This is a genomic window from Pseudoalteromonas sp. CO325X (genome assembly GCF_004208955.1).
Lineage (GTDB): Bacteria > Pseudomonadota > Gammaproteobacteria > Enterobacterales > Alteromonadaceae > Pseudoalteromonas > Pseudoalteromonas ruthenica.
Window position 1 is genome coordinate 20,093 of the sequence record NZ_SGPG01000020.1, and the last position, 18,429, is coordinate 38,521.

Genomic DNA, 18,429 nt, shown 5'->3' on the forward strand with positions numbered 1-18,429 from the left:
CAGGGTGGAAAAGCATGGGCTGGTTTACTAAGGAATCTAACACTTCAAGCGAAGACACAATGCTATTAAAAGCATTAAACAGGTCTCAAGCAGTGATCGAATTCACCCCATCGGGGAACATCTTAACCGCTAATGATAACTTCCTGCGCGTGATGGGTTATAACCTTGAAGAAATCCAAGGTCAACATCACCGATTATTTGTCGACGCCAAGGAGGCTTCAAGCCCCGAATATAAACGTTTTTGGCAGCGCTTGAGCGCCGGCGAATATATTGCTAATGAGTTTCGGCGTGTAGGTAAATCCGGGGAAGATGTCTGGATCCAAGCATCGTATAACCCCGTCATGAATCAGCAGGGTGAGGTCGTTAAGGTGGTCAAGTTTGCCACTGATATTACCGAAATTAAGCTCAAGCGCGCTGAGCTAGAAGGACGGGCAAAAGCGATATCACGGGTTCAAGCAGTGATAGAGTTCGAGTTAGATGGCACCATTATCACTGCCAATGATAACTTCTTATCAACCTTGGGCTACCGCTTGGAAGAGATTAAAGGCCAGCATCATCGCATGTTTGTCCCCCCTGAGGAGGCGGCAAGCCCTGAGTATACCGTGTTTTGGCAGCGCTTAAGCCAAGGTGAGTATAATTCAGGACAATACAAACGTATCGGTAAGAATGGCGCAGAAATATGGATCCAAGCATCCTACAACCCTATTTTTGATATGAATGGTGACCCTGTAAAGGTAGTGAAATATGCCACTGACATCACCGAGCAGCGCCAACAAGAACGACAAGCACGGGAGTCAGCGCGCCTAGCAAGTGCATTAAAGGTTTGCCAAGCCAATGTCATGATGGCTGACAACGACCTTAATATTGTGTTTGTTAACGAACAAGTCAAAGCCATGCTGCGCAATCGCGAAAAACAAATTCAATCAGCATTGCCTAACTTTAAAGTGGATGACTTGATAGGAACGTGTGTGGATGACTTCCATGCTAAACCATCGCACCAGCGAGCAATGCTGGCAAAACTTGATGACCCCTACAACACTAACCTTAAACTTGCCGGGCTGACTTTCAACCTAATAGCATCGCCTTGGGTTGACGAAGATGGCAAGCGTTTAGGAACCATTGTTGAATGGCAGGATTTGACCGAAGAGCTTGCTCGTGAGGAGAAACAAAAACAGGCAGCACGAGAGAACCTACGTGTACGCCGTGCCTTAGATAATGTCTCGACCAATACCATGATTGCCGACAATGACCATAATATTGTGTATTTGAACGAGGCGGTGGTCAACATGATGCGCAATGCTGAGCGAGACTTACGCAAAGACTTACCCAACTTCGACAGTAGCAACTTGCTTGGTCAAAACATTGATGTATTCCATAAAAACCCAGCGCATCAACGCTCAATGTTAGAGAAACTCTCTACCACCTACAGTACAGAGATTGTCGTCGGTGGGCGGACCTTCGGATTAGTTGCCAACCCAATATTAACCGAGGAAGGTGAGCGTGCGGGAACCGTAGTCGAGTGGGACGATCGCACCGCCGAGGTCTCTATTGAGAAAGAAATTAATGACTTAGTAGGCGCTGCTCGCCGAGGGGAGCTGAACGCTCGCGTGAGTTTAGATGGCAAAGATGACTTCTTCCTGCGTTTATCTAAAGGCCTTAACCAACTGGTAGAGGTGGTAGATGAAGCAGTGGATGAAACGGCCACTATGCTGGATTCATTAGCTCATGGTGATTTAACGAAGCGTATTGATAGTGACTTCCAGGGGGCCTTCGAAAAGCTCAAGCGTGATGCCAACAGTACCGCTGATAAGCTCACCGAGATGATTGAGAAGATCACCAGCTCAGCCAACTTGGTGGCAACTGGAGCGGAGGAAATCTCGCAAGGGAACACCGATTTAAGCCAGCGTACCGAGGAACAAGCCTCATCGTTGGAAGAAACGGCATCAAGTATGGAAGAGATGACCAGCACGGTGAAGCAAAATGCCGATAATGCCAAGGTTGCTAGTGAGCTTGCAGAGAAAACATGCGACAAGGCCAAGCAAGGTGGCGACGTGGTTAATCGTGCCGTCTCAGGCATGGCAGAGATTAACGAAGCGAGTAAGAAAATTGCCGATATTATTGGTGTCATTGATGAGATTGCTTTTCAAACCAACTTACTTGCGCTTAATGCCGCCGTGGAAGCGGCCCGAGCTGGTGAGCAAGGTCGCGGCTTTGCGGTGGTTGCCGGTGAAGTGCGTAACTTAGCACAACGCTCAGCGGGTGCGGCCAAAGAAATTAAGGAGCTTATCCGTGACAGTGTCGGCAAGGTTGAGGATGGCACCGTATTAGTGAATGAATCAGGTGCAACGTTGCAGGACATTGTTGAGTCGGTGCAAAAAGTAACGCAAATGATCTCTGATATTTCAGAAGCCTCAATTGAGCAAAGTTCAGGTATTGAACAAGTAAATAAAGCCGTGGCGCAAATGGATGAGATGACTCAACAAAATGCAGCCTTGGTTGAACAAGCCTCTGCTGCTAGCGAATCGATGGCGGAGCAGGCCAATAGTATGCGCCAGCTACTGAGTTTTTTCTCCATCAATATGCAAGCAGCTCTTCCGGATATGAGTACGAGCCCAAGTAGTGCAGTGAAACGGTTGAACGGAGCTAAAACGCAAGCAAATAAATCACCTGCCCCCTCAGGGAATAACTTTGTTGACGATGGAGACGAGTGGGAAGAATTTTAATAGCGTAGTGGCTACATGACGTGCCCAACTAAAGTGCGTATTGGCGAGGAGGCCCAGCAATGTCGGAGTTTATTTTTACAGATAAAGACTTTAAAAGTATTGCTGGGCAAGTTTATCAAGCGTGCGGCATCGTGCTCGGACCGCATAAACGAGAAATGGTGTATTCGCGGCTGGCAAAACGGTTGCGCCAATACGGGTTTACCAAATTCAAGCAATATCTAGCGTTTTTGGAGCAGCATCCCGAGCAGGAGCTTAGCCACTTTATTAACGCATTGACCACCAATCTAACGTCATTTTACCGTGAGAAGCACCACTTCGATTACCTAGAAAAGGAGCTGCTCCCGCGAGCGTTAAAAGAAAATACTCGCGATCATAAAATTCGTATCTGGTCGGCAGGGTGTTCCACAGGCGAGGAACCATACTCCATTGCGATGTCGGTTGCCAAAGTTTGTCCGCGTGTTGGCTGGGATATCAAGATTCTCGCGACCGATTTAGATTCCAATGTGCTGCACAGCGCACAACAAGGAGTATACAACCAGCGACAGGTCACAGGGATCCCGGAGCCACTGTTGAAAACATGGTTTTTAAAAAGTCGCAGTGGCGAACAAATGAAAGTGAAGCAGGCACTACAAAAGTACATAACCTTTAAGCGCTTAAACTTACTCGAGCCTTGGCCTATGAAGGGCCAATTCGACGTTATTTTTTGCCGAAATGTAGTGATTTACTTCGACAAAGTGACCAAAGAGCACCTCTACAATTTATTTGCACAGCGGCTCAAACCCGGAGGGCACCTATTTTTAGGTCACTCCGAAACCATGGGTAAAGAGCAAACTCAGTTCAATAACCTAGGTCGCACTATGTATTCTAAGGTCGGTTCATGAACCCAGCATTCAAGCCAACCTTACGCGGGTTTGAGCAAATAAAACGGTTTTGGGACTCAGGCCGCAATAAAGTGATGGCTAAGGTGTTGCCCGGTGAGTTTTATGTCACCAAGCAAGATGAGTTGGTGTCAACGGTACTGGGGTCATGTATCGCCGCGTGTATCTACGACCCGGTAATGGGAATCGGTGGTATGAATCATTTTATGTTACCCAGCTCTTTGCAGCTGGAGCAAATAGATCCCGATAGCACCGACTGCCGCTATGGGAACTGGGCAATGGAATTTTTGATTAATGAAATTGTTAAAAATGGTGGATTGCGCAAGAACCTACAAGTGAAACTATTTGGTGGCGGTAAGATTATTCGCTCTATGACCGATGTCGGTATGGGCAATATCCGCTTTGCCAATGCATATCTAAAGGAGGAAGGGCTCAACTTGGTTGCACATGATGTAGGTGGCCCTTGGCCGAGAAAAGTGCTCTTTCACCCAGAGTCAGGCGCAGTGAAGGTGAAAAAGCTGCGCACAATGCACAACGACACCATTCAGAAACGAGAACTGAAATACCTGCGCGATCTTGAGCAGACAGACAGCAATACCGATATTGAGCTGTTTTAGGAGTGACCATGATCCGTGTATTAATTATCGATGACTCAGCGCTAATCCAGTCACTATTAAAGGAAATTATCACTGACGCCCATGATATGGAGGTGGTGGGCTGTGCCAGCGATCCCTACCAAGCAAGGGAGATGATAAAACAGCTCAACCCCGATGTGCTCACTCTCGATATTGAAATGCCAAAAATGGATGGCATCAGCTTTTTAAAAAACCTCATGCGCTTGCGACCAATGCCGGTGGTGATGATTTCGACACTGACCCAGCAGGGCGCACCTATTACACTCGAAGCGTTGGAGTTGGGAGCTGTAGACTTTGTTGCTAAGCCCACCAATAATGTTCGCGCCCAAATGCAAGCTTATGCAGGTTCAGTACAGCAAAAAGTGCGCACTGCGGCTAAGGCCAACATTCGTCGTCACTCCAGCAAAACACTTGCGCCGGTAACCGTTCAAAAAGACCAACAGTTTAAACTCAACCACCTCGTAGCCATAGGTGCATCTACCGGTGGTACAGAAGCTATTAAAGAAGTGATCACTCGCTTACCTGAAAACTTCCCTGCGGTGGTTATCACCCAACACATACCACCGGTATTCAGCCAGTCTTTTGCCATACGTATGAATAATGTTTGTGCGATGCAGGTGCATGAGGCAAGTGATGAGCAAGTCATTAAGGCGGGCAATATCTATATCGCGCCAGGTGGCGAGCACCTGATGGTGCAGCGTAAAGGCGGTAAACTGGTGTGTCGGTTGTCATCAAGCGAACCGGTTAATCGTCATCGTCCAGCGGTGGATGTGATGTTTTCGTCCATTGTTGAGCAACAACTAGCTAAGCACACCTGTGCACTATTACTAACGGGCATGGGGGCTGATGGTGCCAAGGGGCTGTTACAGTTAAAACAGGCAGGAGCAGTAACAGCGGCCCAGGATCAGGCAAGTTCAGTGGTTTGGGGCATGCCCAAGGCCGCCATTGACCTTGGGGCCGCACAGGTAACCTTGAGCTTAGCTAAATCTCCGCAATGGCTTATTGAGCAGGCGAAGAAGTGATCACCCAAGGTTGTGAAAACCAAAAGTAGCGCCCGCTCGCTTGTTGTGAAGGCGCAGTGCAGTTGTAACGGGCACGCCCGTCTCCCAACTCTTGTTTAGCGGTGATTTTAACCTGCTTAGCAGAGAGCCAGTTGAGTTCGGCCCGACCTTGACCAGACACATAGCAAGCGAATTGATTTTGATGAAAGCCTTTTTCTTTGAAAGAGATCGTCAGTTCAGGTTGGCGTTTTGTCGTGACTGTATCGTCATAGATTAAGGTATCGATATGAAACGGCAGGGATGCCAGTTTAGTAGACAGGGTATCCAAGTCTGCATAAAAACCAGATGCAGGAAAACGTGGTAAACGCGTAAAGTCGTTGTCTGGGCCTACGGCCCCTGAATGTTGTCCTATGCCAACATAACCCATGTCTTGCACCAGCTGTTGCAAGGCTCGGTCAAATTCGCCATAAGGGTAGGCTAAATACTTTAAGCTGTAACCCACCTCTTCCTCTATACGTTTTTCTGAATACTGTAAATCCGCGCGGATACGCTCTTGCCATTGGGCGTCAGTCTCGCCATCTAAGCGGTGGTGCAGATAGTCATGCTGAGCGCTATGATTGGCGATAAGGGCACCTTGCTGACTGAGTGTCTTGAGCTGCTCCCAGGTCATGACATAGCTGCGCTGCTCATCAATAAGTTTGGGGTTAACAAATATGGTATAGGGGTAGCCGAACTCGTTAAGAATAGGCGCTGCTTGCTCAATGTTGTTGTCGTAACCATCATCAAAGGTAATGGCCACGGTTTTATCATTATAGCTTTCGCCCTTTTTGAGTCCTTCAATCAGAGTGTCTAACGCAATGACTTCAAAATCATTTTTTTTAAGGTACTGCATATGAGCACGAAATGTACTGGCATCAACACTGGTGACCTTAGGCAAGGTTTTACTTACGTGATGATACTGTAGAATAACGGCAGCTTGAGCCGATGCGCACGCCAGTGCAAAGAAAGAGAAAATTACTACATGGGACACTTTTTTAAACATAATACCCACCATAAAAGCTTATTGATGCTTGCTGGGCCTATGATTCTATCGAATATCACCGTGCCATTACTAGGCTTGGTTGATACGGCGGTCATAGGTCACCTCGGGAGTGCCCATTATTTAGCAGGTATAGCCCTAGGTGCAACGGTTATTTCTATGTTGTTTTGGCTGGCGGGCTTTTTGCGCATGAGTACCACCGGGCTTATTGCCACGGCTTATGGCGAACAGAACAAGCGCCAGCTTGTGGCATCGCTACAGAAAAGTATCATGTTAGCGCTGCTGGTGGCGCTACTACTCATTGTTTGCCAGCATCCTTTAGCCTGGTTAATGGCACAACTCTCCGATGCCTCGGCGCAAACAATTGAGCAAGCCAATCATTACTTTTATATTCGTATTTACAGTGCCCCCGCAGCACTGAGTAACTTGGTGTTGTTGGGTTGGATGCTCGGTGTACAGTATGGTCGTGGCCCTTTTCTGCTGGTGTTATTAACCAATGTGGTCAATATAGCACTCGATCTTTACTTCGTATTGGGCCTAGAAATGGGAGTCAAAGGTGCGGCCTTAGCATCCGTGATGGCTGATTACTGTGCTCTCGTGTTTGCACTGTGGTTAGTGAGCCGTTTATTTAAACGCCATCAATTGCAATGGCACTGGTATTTATCCCCTAAACTACTGCAGTTAGGCGCCTTGCTGCGTCTCAATGGCGATATTTTCTTTCGTTCGCTGATGCTGCAGCTGTGCTTTAGCTTTATGACTTTTTACGGGGCGCGCCTTGGTGATGTGGTGTTGGCGGCGAACGCGGTGTTAATGAATTTCTTATTGCTAATCAGTTTTGCTATGGATGGTATTGCTTATGCAGCGGAGGCCAAAGTGGGACAGGCTAAAGGCGCTAAAGATGAGCAACGTGTGCGTATGTGGGTGCGTATCAGTATGCAGTGGGGCTTAGTTTTTGCGTTGCTATATGCACTTATCTTTCTACTCGGTGGTGCGCACATTATTCGTCTGCTGACCGATGTGCCCGCAGTTAACGCCATGGCGATTACTTATTTACCTTGGCTAATCGCCATGCCACTTATCGCTATGGGCTGTTTTCTATTCGATGGTGTTTTTGTGGGGCTAATGCGGGCCAAGGATATGCGCAATACCATGATCTTCTCAGCGGCTGTGGGCTTCTTTGGTGTTTTTGCCCTCACTCAAGGTTTAGGTAACCACGCATTGTGGGCGGCGATGACCGCTTTTATGGGCCTTAGAGGGGTTACTTTGGCGCTGCGTTATCATCGTCTGGCCAAGTCACATCAGTTGCTGATATAACCTGCGAAAAGCGATTAGCAAAAATTCCCAGATAGCCCCAAAAGGCAAAAAATAGGGCAACGGCGAGTAGAATAAGGCCAGGGATTTGTAACAGCGGTACATAAAAGTAGCCTGCCGCAATCAGGCCCATGGCGATGGCAAATAAGCCTAAACCGATAAAAAATCGCTTGAGGCTTAGCTTGGGCTCGCTGCCCAAGCTATATACTAGGCGTTTAAACTTAGTAGTATGAGTGTTCGCCACGGCTATGCTCGGTGATATCACGCACGCCAGAGATTTCGCTAAATTTAGCGACCATTTCCTTCTCGATCCCCTCTTTGAGGGTCACATCAATCATTGAACAACCATTACAGCCGCCGCCGAATTGTAAAATGGCAATGCCATCAGCGGTAATTTCTACTAGCTGTACTTGACCGCCGTGATTCGCAAGCTGTGGGTTCACATCAGTTTGCAACATGTGCTCTACACGCTCCTCTAATGAGGCATCGTCAGACAACTTACGTGCTTTAGCATTAGGGGCTTTGAGAGTGAGTTGTGTGCCCATTTGGTCGGTAACAAAGTCGATTTCGGCATCTTCCAAAAAGGGTGCACTCTCACTGTCGACAACAGCATCGAAGCCATTGAAGTTCAGACGAATGTCACCTTCCTCTACGGCATCGGCAGGGCAGTAAGACACCCCGCACTCAGCTTGAGATGTGCCAGGATTGACAACAAATACACGGATGTTGGTGCCTTCGGCTTGCTCACTAAGCAATTTGGCAAAGTGGCTTTGAGCAGATTCTGAAATTGTGATCATAGTAACAACGCTATACTTGACTATTTTACTCGGTTACTGCGTATCATACTCTGCTCATCGCGTTGTCGCCAGTGTTGACCGTAAAAAGTTGGCTTAATTTTAATCGGGTGGTAGCGTGAGGACTATGGTCCTCTAACAGCAATAAATTCCATGCGTCGAATACTTTTTCTAGTGGTGCTTTTATTTGCATCTTCACTGAGTGCTAAGCCACTCGATTACTACTTTAACAATGATATTCAGTTCGATCCTAATGTCCCAACACCACAGTCGGTGCTTGGGTATGAAGTCGGTGAATGGCATGTACGCCACGATCAACTGGTTTACTATATGCGTGCTTTGGCCGATGCCAGCGAACGAGTCAATATTGAAACCATTGGTTACACCCATGAGCAGCGACCACTGCTGATGTTAACGTTTGCCGCACCACAACGCCTAGCCGATATTGAACAAGTTCGCTCACAACATTTAGCGCGCTTAGAGGGTGAGCCAAGCACGAACGATGACCCAGCTGTGGTTTACATGGGTTATAGTGTTCATGGTAATGAATCTTCAGGCAGTAATGCGGCATTATTAGTGGCGTATTACTTGGCCGCAGCACAAGATCAGCGTGTTGAGAAGCTACTCAATGACACTGTGGTGCTGTTGGACCCGTCGCTGAACCCAGATGGCTTGGCACGTTTTGCAAACTGGGCAAACTCAAACCGAGCCATGACACCCAGTGCCGACCCTCACACACGCGAACACGATGAAAACTGGCCGAGTAGTCGCACTAACCATTATTGGTTTGACTTAAATCGCGACTGGTTACTACTACAACACCCTGAGTCTCGGGCACGTATTGCTCAGTTCCATAAGTGGCAGCCCAATGTGCTGACCGACTTTCATGAGATGGGGCCAAACAGCACTTATTTCTTTCAGCCAGGTATACCATCACGGAAAAACCCGCTGACACCCAATGGCAATGTTGATCTAACCAAAGCCATCGCGAAACATCATGCTCGCATCCTTGATAGTGAAGAGCGCTTATATTTTACCGAAGAAGCATTTGATGATTTTTATGTTGGTAAAGGCTCCACTTACCCAGATGTGAATGGCAGCATCGGTATTCTCTTTGAGCAGGCGAGTAGCCGAGGCCATGTTCAAGACACTGTTAATGGTCAAATGGACTTTGCTTTCACCATAAAAAACCAGCTCCTCACTAGCTTCTCTACTTTTGACGCGGTGCTTGAAAACCGTCAGCAGCTACTTGATTATCAGCAGGACTTTTACCAACAAGTAGGTAAGCTCGCAGATAAAGACAAGTTGAAAGGTTATGTGGTGAGCGCACCTAAGGATGCTACCCGTTTAGATTATTTCTTAGAGTTACTCGCGCAGCATCAAATTAAGGCTTATGCACTTGAAGAACAAACCACTGTTGATAAGCACACTTTTGCTGCGGCCAATAGCTACTTTGTGCCACTGGCGCAACGCCAATATCGACTGATTAAGTCAATTTTCTCTGAGCAGCAAAGTTTTAACGACAATACCTTTTATGACGTATCTGCTTGGACACTCGCCCATGCCTTTAACCTTGAGTTTGCGCCATTAAGTAGTACTTGGGGACTGGAGCTTGCAGAGCAGCCATGGCAACAGGAGGCAAAGCCATCAGCAGAAGAACTAACAAGGCACTATGCGTTCGCCTTTGAGTGGTTCGACTATGATGCACCTAAATTATTAAGCCACTTGCTGCGTGAGGGAGTCAACGCTCGCGTTGCCTTAGCACCACTGAGTGCAAAAAGTGGTAACGCGACAAAACAGTTTGCGGCGGGATCTATTGTTATTCCAGCAGGCATACAACAACACGAACATTGGCTAGATATTTTAAATGAGGCGCAACAACGCTTTGCTATACCTATCGTTGCCTTGGATTCAGGATTAACCAGTAAAGGCGTTGATTTAGGTTCGCGGCAGCTTGCTCCTGTGCACTTGCCAAAAGTCTTGCTGGTGGGCGGTAAGCAAACCAGCCAGTACGAGGTGGGCGAGCTGTGGTATTACTTAGATCGCCATGTGGGTATCACGCCAAGCATTATTGAGCTAGACAACCTAAGTGGTGTGAATCTAGATAATTACACCCATATCGTGCTCGCCAATGGTCGCTACTCGGCAATGAGTAAAGCGCAAAAAGTAGCACTACAAAAGTGGGTTAAACGCGGTGGTGTTATCTGGGGCCAAAAAGGTGGAGCTAAGTTCTTGGTTGATCAGCAATTACTAAAAGCCAGTTATGTATCGCGTAAAGATATGGCTGCAGTATTCGCAACCGAAGGTCTCAAATATGGTGACCAAGATATGCTTGCCGGTAAGCAGCGTATCGCCGGGGCTATTTTTAATACGGAAGTCGATTTAACGCACCCGCTGAGCTATTCGTTAACTCGTAAGCAGCTGCCAGTATTCAAAAACAGCACCTTTTTGCTGGAGCAATCCAGTGCTCCGTTTGTTAACGTAGCGAAATACACCGAGAAGCCGTTATTAGCTGGGTTTACCCATGATAATAACGTAACGCAAATCGCTAATGCGGGAGCCATTGTTGCGCACTCATATGGGCAAGGTACGGTGGTCGCGATGACAGATAACCCGGTTTTCCGAGGTTTCTGGTATGGCACTAGCCGTATCTTTAGTAATGCCTTATTCTTCGGTGAGCATATTCACGCTCGCGGTGAATAACCCAGAGAGCCGGCTTTAGCCGGCTCTTTTTACTTTGCGGTTAGGCACACAACCCAAGCTGATACCTCTTTTGCCCCAGCCTCTTTTAACTTACGAGCAGCACTGTCTGCGGTAGCGCCAGTGGTCATGACATCATCAACGATGGCAACGTGCATCCCCTGAACATGCCTTTTAACGGTAAAGGCGTTGGCTAAGTTTTTGCGTCGTGAACGCGCTCCCAGCTTGGCTTGTTGCTTTGTGCTCAATGGTCTGGCAAGAGCATTGGCTACAAATAAACCTTGTGGCACCGCCTGCTGCCAAAGCAGCACACATTGATTGAAGCCGCGCCAAACAAGCCGAGGATGAGCCAAAGGGATAGGCACGATACTATCAGGCCATTGCCAATCCTCAGCACGGCTAAGGGTATGTAAATGCTGCTGTAAAAGCTGTGACACGGCGACCTGGTAGTGCAACTGATGGGCGTACTTGTATTGTTTTAGCCAAATACTCACGGGTGGCCGATACCACTGCAAAGCCACTAAATGATCAACATAGCGCAATGGAAACAGTCGTTGAATATCGGCACGAACTAATAAGTCCGGCTCAGTGAAGGTGCTGAATGTCGCGCAACAGTGTTGACATAACTGTGCTCCCATAGGCAGAGACTGTGAACAAAGCTTGCAGTACTGCGGAAATAGCCAACTGCGCAGGTGTGATAGAGCATCCATTGCATAACCTTTAAATCCCGTTATTATTGCTACATTGCGCGCTTGGGCTCTTAGCCCAGGCGATCCGTTTTAATAGTGGGTGTGGTCGTTAGAAAATGCAAAAACAATTGGTGTTACTGCACGGTTGGGGAATGAATAATAAGGTATGGGAGCTTATTCGCCCAGAACTCAACTTTCTATTCGATGGCGAGGTACGTGCGTTGGACTTGCCAGGATATGGTGAGAGTCAGCAGTTACACACTTATGATTTACCGACTATGAGTGCGGTGCTTGCAGATCAACTGCAGGACAACAGCGTTATCGTGGGGTGGTCTTTAGGTGGGTTGATGGCGCTTTACCTTGCCTATTTTTACCCGCGTAAGGTCAGCAAAGTTATCCTTGTGGCATCAACTCCATTTTTTGCCCAACAAACCGACTGGCCGGGCATAAAAGCACAGGTTTTAGAAGATTTTAGCTCGCAACTGTTGAGCAACAGCGCAAAAACCATCGAACGCTTTTTGGCTATTCAAGCAATGGGTAGCGATACCGCCCGTGCCGATACAAAGCAATTAAAAGCGTTACTTAAGCGAGCACCACCGCCTCAGGCTGAGGCATTGCGCCAAGGCCTAGATGTTTTACAACACCATGACTTACGCCACGAGTTTGCCCATATTAAGCAACCAGTGGGTGCTATTTTTGGTCGTTTGGATGCCTTGGTTCCCTACAAAGCTATTGCACAAATGCAGGCGTTGCGTAGCGATTTAGATATCGCCGTGCTTGATAAGGCCTCTCATGCGCCTTTCATATCTCATAAAGATGAATTTTTAGCTACTTTAAAATCAATGCTTTGACCTAAAACCAGCGCGACAAAGCCGAAACACCTTTATTTAGTCTACTTTTTGCGCAATAATACTTATAAGTGTAATTGTAATGTAGGTGTGAAAGTTATGCCTGTAGGAGCTATTTTTAATGCCGGTGTAGAAGGCTTTAATCGCGCTCAACAAGATGTGGAGCAAGCGACCGCTAACATTAATCGCGCCACCATTGAGCGCCAAGACCAACAGCAAACTCAACAGGGGCGTCAACTTCAAGGTGCCAATGCTGATGAAGCGGTAACGGCCCCGGTTTCACAGGCTCCCCGCGTAGATGAGGAGCTGGTGAATCTTAAAGTAGCTGAATTCAACGCTAAAGCTAACACTGAGTCAATTCGTACTGCCGATGAAGTGTTAGGGACAATTATCGATATTCGTGCATAGACATGAACATAGTCACGCCAACGCCAACTATTAATTTTAATACCGCAAACGTTTACACCGAGAGTGTAAGGCGTGACAACCAGCTGCGCGAAGTGATCCCCGAGCCTAAGCAGCCAGCACAGAGCGCAACCGATAATAAAGCTGCATCAGACGCAGACAAGGCACGTAATCCCGGTCAGAGTAAAGATGCGCAAAGTAGCGAAAAAGAAACAGTTGCCCAGCAAAAAACGATTAACGAGCGCGACAGTGAGGGTTCTGAGGAGCAATCTAGCGAGCAGCAGCAACAGCAGCGCGAGCAGGAACAGCAACAAATCCAAGAGCTTGCAGATCGTGACCGTGAAGTTCGAACCCACGAACAGGCCCATGCATCGGTAGGGGGTCAATATGCCGGCTCACCGAGCTATGACTATCAACGTGGTCCAGATGGCAAAAATTACGCGGTGGGTGGAGAAGTACAAATAGATGTGGGCGAAGTTCCGGGCGACCCACAAGCAACCATCGAGAAGATGCAGCAGGTGCGATCAGCAGCGTTGGCGCCAGCAGAACCCTCCGGTGCTGATCGAGCCATAGCGAATGAAGCAACGCAAAAGCTGGCCCGGGCTCAGGCTGAGTTGGCTGGGCAACAGCTCAACGCCTCTGAAGAGGACGAAACGCCAACACCGCCAGCATTCGCAACCAATGAGCCTGCTCGTCGTTTCGAGCGTGACCAAGAGGTTGAATCAAGAGCCCTGCGTATTGCTGATTTTTATCAGCAAGTCAGTGCGCCGCAAGAGCGCAAGCAATCGGCTTTTATGGCGCAGGTGTAGCACTACTTTTCCCCTTACTCGTCATCCCTATACTAGACACACTTCCTATTTCTGCCTGAAATGGTTTCTTTAAAAGCAACGGCACCATCATAGCGACTGCTGATGCGTTAGTGAGGGCAAAAAAAACGCAGCGTTTGCTGCGTTTTCTATCTTAAAAAAGCTTACTTTTTAAGTTTGGCAAAGGCCTCAGCGAAAGCATTGCCCATAGCGGCGTTATTCGCTTCTTTAGGCTTGCGCGGTGCGCCTTTACCTTTGTTTGTAGCGCCTTGAGGCTTTCTCGTTTGTTTGCGCTCCGCTTTCGGGGCACCAGCAGCTGGTAGCTCATCGTTTAAGCGCATGGTGAAGCTGATGCGCTTACGCGACACATCCACTTCCATTACTTTTACTTTAACAATATCACCGGCTTTGACCACTTCGCGTGGATCGCTAATAAATTTGTCGGTTAACGCAGAAATATGAACTAAACCATCTTGATGGACGCCAACATCAACAAAGGCGCCAAAGTTGGCAACATTGGAAACGACTCCCTCAAGCACCATGCCCGGCTTTAAATCGGCTATGGTATCAACACCGGCTTTAAAGGCCGCAGTCTTAAACTCAGGGCGTGGGTCGCGGCCCGGTTTGTGTAGTTCTGCAATAATATCGGTGACCGTAGGCAGGCCAAACTTATCATCGATATATTCTTGTGGATTGACGTCTTTCAATGCTTCTGCATTGGCTATCAGGGCATCAATGGGCTTACCCGTTTTTGCGCAAATGGCCTTTACGACTGGGTAGGCTTCTGGGTGCACAGCTGAAGCGTCCAGAGCATCTTTACCACCGACAATACGCAAGAATCCGGCACTTTGTTCAAAGGCTTTAGGACCTAGGCGCTCTACTTTTTTCAGCTCAGAGCGACTTGCAAAGGCACCATGCTGGTCACGGTATTGAACGATGTTCTGCGCCAAGGTTTTATTCAGTCCGGAAACTCGAGTTAATAGGGGCGCAGATGCGGTATTTACGTCAACACCCACGGCATTTACACAGTCTTCAACAACTGAAGTCAGGGTTTGCCCAAGCTGACTTTGTGATACATCGTGCTGGTATTGGCCAACACCGATGGATTTTGGTTCAATTTTTACCAGCTCTGCTAGAGGGTCTTGCAAGCGACGGGCAATAGAAACCGCGCCACGTAATGAGACATCTAAATCCGGGAACTCTTGAGCTGCAAACTCAGACGCAGAATACACTGAAGCGCCCGCTTCACTGACCATCACTTTATTCAGTTTGAGCTCCGGTTGTGCCTTGATCAGTTCCGCGATGAGTTTATCGCTCTCACGGCTGGCGGTGCCATTACCAATGGCAATTAACTCGACTTTATGTTGACGACACAGTTGCTCAATCGTGCGTAGCGATTTATCCCATTGATTTTGTGGGGCATGAGGGAAGATGGTGGCGGTCGCTAAGACTTTGCCGGTGCTATCGACAACGGCCATTTTACACCCGGTACGCAAGCCAGGATCAAGGCCTAAAGTGACTTTCGCACCTGCTGGCGCAGCCATTAATAAATCTTTTAGGTTCTTGGCAAACACATCTATGGCACCGGTTTCTGCATGCTCACGCATCGCCGCTAAAAACTCATTCTCTAGATGCAGTGATAGCTTCACTTTCCATGTCCATTGCGCCACTTGTGCGAGCCAGGTACTGGCTGCTTTGCCTTCCAGCGGCAAATTGAAGTGCTCGGCTATCATCGACACACATAAAGCATGGCCATCAGCACTCTCGGCGTCTGGGTTAATACTCAGTGCTAGTACGCCCTCGTTGCGCGCACGAAGCATGGCTAAAGCGCGATGAGAGGGAACACTCGCCACACCTTCGCTGTGTTCAAAGTAATCTTGGTATTTGGTTCCTGACTGCTCTTGGCCAGCAATAACCTTACTTTCAATATGACCATGTTGCTTAATATGTGCACGCAACTTGGCAAGCAGCTTGGCATCTTCGGCAAAGCGCTCCATCAGAATAGCGCGGGCACCATCTAATGCAGCCTTATTATCTGCGACTCCTTTATCGGCATCGATATATTCTGAAGCTTGGCTTTGTGGGTCAAGATCAGGGTTCTCGAATAAGGCATCGGCCAAGGGCGCCAGACCCGCTTCGATAGCAATTTGCCCTTTTGTGCGGCGCTTGGGTTTGTAGGGAAGGTAGAGGTCTTCAAGCTCTGTTTTAGTCGTTGCTGCGGCGATGTCGGCTTGCAGTTCGCCAGTGAGCTTATCTTGCTCTGCAATGGTTTTAGTAATGAATTGACGACGCTCTTCGAGCTCACGCAGGTAACCTAATCGCTGCTCTAGGGTGCGTAATTGAGTGTCGTCTAATCCACCAGTAACTTCTTTTCGGTAACGTGCGATAAACGGTACTGTTGCCCCTTCATCAAGCAACTTGGTTGCTGCGATCACCTGTTGCTCTTGCGCTTGCAACTCTTGCGCAAGCAAAGTTGTGAGATTGCCCATTGAAAACCTTTACACTTGTTGCCCTAATACGGGCACATTAATCATAATTGCATTGGATAATATCACAGCCAACAGTGAACAGAAGGGCAAATTTCGCCGTCCCTGGCGAGGTGTTTCGCTTTGCAAAACTTTGTTAATGCGGATGCTCGACGCTGGCTACAACCTCTTGAAAAGATTGTGCGACAGGAGTGATATCTAATGCGATACCTAACTTTCTGGCAATAGCACGGGCGCAGAAAACTCCAGTTACTTGCTCTTTGTCAGTCACTAATAAATAGAAACTGCCACGATGTTCCATAGTGCTGAGTACATTACCCAAGGTGGTATTGCGTGCAGCAAGCATACTGATACAGGGCAGGGTATGCAGCGAACGCATAATATCATGAACCTGTAGCTCACTGGGGTTGATGCCCATCTGCGCTGCTTGAGTTGTGACTCGCGCGCTCTGTAATTCGACGCTAGAAGTAACGCCTAGCACGTTATTCTGTTCATCGACCACTAACAGTGCGTCGGTGGGGGTAGCGCTTGCAAGTTTTCGTGCAGCGTTCAAAGGGGTGTTAGCCAAAATGCGAATAGGCGCTTGGGCTGTAAAATCTTGCAGTAATGTCATGGCATTACTGTTGGTGTTTAACGCCTCTGGTACAACTTGGGGAGCAGTAAATTGGCTCGCATTTGTTACGTAATGAGTACGTAGGGTTTTAAAATCAGTCATGATCTTCTCCAAATAATTGTTAATAAAAAACAGCTTATTTAAAGAAAATAGGGGGTGCTCGTTGTTGTGGACGTAAATTGCATAGTGCACCTTTGCCCGGCTCAGCGTGAGCCGCTCTAAGTGCTAAGGATTGATATGTATTTGTTGAAATTGAAGCAGCGGTAAAGTCAAAATCTTTCTCGCTGTCTTTATCTTGAGCAGGGCTTGATGTAGCTTCTAACTCGAGGGCGACACTAAGCTGATCAGTGACGCTACAAGACTGCGAGTGAGCATTGGCAACACTCCAGCTGTTAAGCACAAGCAGGCTGAGTACCAATAATATTATGTGTTTTACACTGTATTTGTGCATCACTATACTCGCCTAAAAATACCGCTACATTTAACTATGGAATGTAGACTGTGAATTAAAACTGAACAAAAAGCAATGAAAACCAAATTAATTACACGCCGTGGATACCAGCAGTTGCAACGAGAGTTAGACCTCTTATGGCGCACCGAGCGCCCAGAAGTAACGAAAAAAGTCGCTTGGGCGGCGAGCTTAGCCCCTCTTTATCGCATGCTTCCATTAAATTAATGATGGTTACAGGAAAAAGCAGTACTTAAATGAGATGGTGTTACTTTTGCGGAAAATCGAACAGCGCATCACATCAGTTGATATGGACTCGAGGGGCCTTAATCTTGATAGAGTATTTACTCAATTTATAAAGTTGCATTATTTAATTTAATAGATTTCAGTTCTTATCATATTCAATAGAGTTCACATACCACTCTTTGTAGCCTTCAGGGGTTTTTACCTGAAATTCGTCATCCACTTGCTTGCCTAATAGAGCTCTCGCCATTGGAGAGTCGATAGAAATGTATTCCTTATTATCACCATAAATCTCTTCGGGGCCTACGATTCTGAAGCGTTTTACTTCGCCTTCGTCGTTTTCTATTTCTACCCATGCACCGAAGAATACTTTCCCTTCCTGCTCTGGTGAGTAATCTACAATTTTAAGATCTGGAAGTAACTTTCTTAGGTACCTTACGCGCCGATCAATTTGGCGTAGCAATCGTTTGTTGAAGGTGTAGTCAGCGTTTTCAGAGCGATCACCCAAGCTTGCAGCCCAGGAAACAATTTTTGTGACTTCAGGGCGTTTTTCAAACCATAAATGATCATGTTCTTGAGTGAGTCTCTGATACCCGGCTCGCGTGATTAGCTTTGTTTTCATCTAGCTTTCCAAGAGGAACTTATCATCTGGGGGGTAATTTAGAGATTTTCTAGAGCTTTTTCCAGAGCAATAAGGGTTGCTAATTGGAATATGTATTGCCAGTATCTTTGGCTAACTAAGTTTCTGTTCCTTACAAGGGCTCTTGTCAAAGATGGTTTGGAGCTTAGTTAGCGAATTAGAAGTAAATA

At 47.4% G+C, this 18,429-nt stretch carries 17 protein-coding genes and 1 pseudogene; 10 read left to right on the plus strand and 8 right to left on the minus strand.

What is annotated here, in order from left to right; genetic code table 11:
* Nucleotides 1-14 precede the first annotated feature (14 nt).
* Genes EXT46_RS10020 through EXT46_RS10035 form a run of 4 tightly spaced genes read left to right on the plus strand, consistent with a single transcriptional unit; the run spans nucleotide 15 to nucleotide 5,258 of the window.
* The gene (locus tag EXT46_RS10020; RefSeq protein ID WP_130147043.1) at nucleotides 15-2,723 is read left to right on the plus strand and encodes a methyl-accepting chemotaxis protein; all 2,709 of its coding nucleotides are present in this window, start codon (nucleotides 15-17) and stop codon (nucleotides 2,721-2,723) included.
* Between the two features lie 59 nt (nucleotides 2,724-2,782).
* Nucleotides 2,783-3,604 (plus strand): protein-glutamate O-methyltransferase CheR, encoded by an 822-nt coding sequence (locus EXT46_RS10025; RefSeq protein WP_022943713.1) that lies wholly within the window; start codon nucleotides 2,783-2,785, stop codon nucleotides 3,602-3,604.
* Nucleotides 3,601-4,218, plus strand: coding sequence for a chemoreceptor glutamine deamidase CheD (gene cheD / locus EXT46_RS10030; RefSeq protein WP_022943714.1), 618 nt, complete (start codon nucleotides 3,601-3,603; stop codon nucleotides 4,216-4,218). Before EXT46_RS10025 ends, cheD begins: the two co-directional genes overlap by 4 nt.
* Nucleotides 4,219-4,226: 8 nt before the next feature.
* Nucleotides 4,227-5,258 (plus strand): chemotaxis response regulator protein-glutamate methylesterase, encoded by a 1,032-nt coding sequence (locus EXT46_RS10035; RefSeq protein ID WP_045979087.1) that lies wholly within the window; start codon nucleotides 4,227-4,229, stop codon nucleotides 5,256-5,258.
* Here the strand turns inward: EXT46_RS10035 and EXT46_RS10040 are convergent.
* Entirely contained in the window at nucleotides 5,236-6,279 is a 1,044-nt protein-coding gene (locus EXT46_RS10040) for a polysaccharide deacetylase family protein (RefSeq protein WP_130147045.1), read from the minus strand. The two genes, EXT46_RS10035 and EXT46_RS10040, sit on opposite strands and share 23 nt — an antisense overlap.
* 39 nt (nucleotides 6,280-6,318) lie before the next feature.
* Here EXT46_RS10040 and dinF point away from each other — a divergent pair, with 39 nt between their 5' ends.
* Complete coding sequence (dinF, locus tag EXT46_RS10045; RefSeq protein ID WP_240701118.1) at nucleotides 6,319-7,590, plus strand: MATE family efflux transporter DinF; 1,272 nt, start codon at nucleotides 6,319-6,321, stop codon at nucleotides 7,588-7,590.
* Here the strand turns inward: dinF and EXT46_RS10050 are convergent.
* Both EXT46_RS10050 and nfuA read right to left on the minus strand, forming a co-directional pair.
* Nucleotides 7,535-7,831: a hypothetical protein gene (locus EXT46_RS10050; RefSeq protein ID WP_130147049.1), complete on the minus strand. Its 297-nt coding sequence runs from the start codon at nucleotides 7,829-7,831 to the stop codon at nucleotides 7,535-7,537. The genes dinF and EXT46_RS10050 overlap by 56 nt on opposite strands.
* Nucleotides 7,809-8,384 (minus strand): Fe-S biogenesis protein NfuA, encoded by a 576-nt coding sequence (gene nfuA, locus EXT46_RS10055; RefSeq protein WP_022943718.1) that lies wholly within the window; start codon nucleotides 8,382-8,384, stop codon nucleotides 7,809-7,811. Before nfuA ends, EXT46_RS10050 begins: the two co-directional genes overlap by 23 nt.
* 150 nt (nucleotides 8,385-8,534) lie before the next feature.
* On the opposite strand from nfuA, the gene EXT46_RS10060 reads away from it, so the two are divergent.
* Nucleotides 8,535-11,084 carry a M14 metallopeptidase family protein gene (locus EXT46_RS10060; RefSeq protein WP_130147051.1) on the plus strand — a complete coding sequence of 850 codons (2,550 nt, stop codon included), beginning with the start codon at nucleotides 8,535-8,537 and terminating at the stop codon, nucleotides 11,082-11,084.
* Nucleotides 11,085-11,113: 29 nt separating this feature from the next.
* On the opposite strand, the gene EXT46_RS10065 is transcribed toward EXT46_RS10060, so the two are convergent.
* The gene (locus EXT46_RS10065) at nucleotides 11,114-11,791 is read right to left on the minus strand and encodes a ComF family protein (RefSeq protein ID WP_130147053.1); all 678 of its coding nucleotides are present in this window, start codon (nucleotides 11,789-11,791) and stop codon (nucleotides 11,114-11,116) included.
* 95 nt (nucleotides 11,792-11,886) lie between these two features.
* Here EXT46_RS10065 and bioH point away from each other — a divergent pair, with 95 nt between their 5' ends.
* The 3 genes from bioH to EXT46_RS10080 all read left to right on the plus strand — a co-directional run bounded on the left by bioH (nucleotide 11,887) and on the right by EXT46_RS10080 (nucleotide 13,832).
* On the plus strand, nucleotides 11,887-12,621 hold the full coding sequence (gene bioH, locus EXT46_RS10070; RefSeq protein ID WP_130147055.1) for a pimeloyl-ACP methyl ester esterase BioH: 735 nt from the start codon (nucleotides 11,887-11,889) through the stop codon (nucleotides 12,619-12,621).
* A 96-nt stretch (nucleotides 12,622-12,717) separates the two neighbouring features.
* Nucleotides 12,718-13,026, plus strand: a complete 309-nt coding sequence (locus tag EXT46_RS10075; protein WP_022943722.1) for a hypothetical protein — start codon at nucleotides 12,718-12,720, stop codon at nucleotides 13,024-13,026.
* Nucleotides 13,027-13,028: 2 nt separating this feature from the next.
* Nucleotides 13,029-13,832 (plus strand): putative metalloprotease CJM1_0395 family protein, encoded by an 804-nt coding sequence (locus EXT46_RS10080; RefSeq protein ID WP_130147057.1) that lies wholly within the window; start codon nucleotides 13,029-13,031, stop codon nucleotides 13,830-13,832.
* A gap of 161 nt (nucleotides 13,833-13,993) precedes the next feature.
* Here the strand turns inward: EXT46_RS10080 and EXT46_RS10085 are convergent, their stop codons facing one another.
* The 3 genes from EXT46_RS10085 to EXT46_RS10095 all read right to left on the minus strand — a co-directional run bounded on the left by EXT46_RS10085 (nucleotide 13,994) and on the right by EXT46_RS10095 (nucleotide 17,379).
* The gene (locus EXT46_RS10085) at nucleotides 13,994-16,318 is read right to left on the minus strand and encodes a Tex family protein (protein ID WP_130147059.1); all 2,325 of its coding nucleotides are present in this window, start codon (nucleotides 16,316-16,318) and stop codon (nucleotides 13,994-13,996) included.
* Between the two features lie 133 nt (nucleotides 16,319-16,451).
* Nucleotides 16,452-17,030, minus strand: coding sequence for a hypothetical protein (locus tag EXT46_RS10090; protein ID WP_130147061.1), 579 nt, complete (start codon nucleotides 17,028-17,030; stop codon nucleotides 16,452-16,454).
* A 34-nt stretch (nucleotides 17,031-17,064) separates the two neighbouring features.
* A complete protein-coding gene (locus EXT46_RS10095) occupies nucleotides 17,065-17,379 on the minus strand; it encodes a hypothetical protein (RefSeq protein ID WP_130147064.1) in 315 nt (104 codons plus the stop codon).
* A gap of 75 nt (nucleotides 17,380-17,454) precedes the next feature.
* Between EXT46_RS10095 and EXT46_RS10100 the strand changes: the two are divergent.
* Nucleotides 17,455-17,571 (plus strand): annotated as a pseudogene (locus EXT46_RS10100) (transcription elongation factor GreAB); the annotation flags it as partial.
* Nucleotides 17,572-17,761: 190 nt separating this feature from the next.
* Here EXT46_RS10100 and greB read toward each other — a convergent pair.
* Nucleotides 17,762-18,241, minus strand: a complete 480-nt coding sequence (gene greB, locus EXT46_RS10105; RefSeq protein WP_130147066.1) for a transcription elongation factor GreB — start codon at nucleotides 18,239-18,241, stop codon at nucleotides 17,762-17,764.
* Nucleotides 18,242-18,429 lie beyond the last annotated feature (188 nt).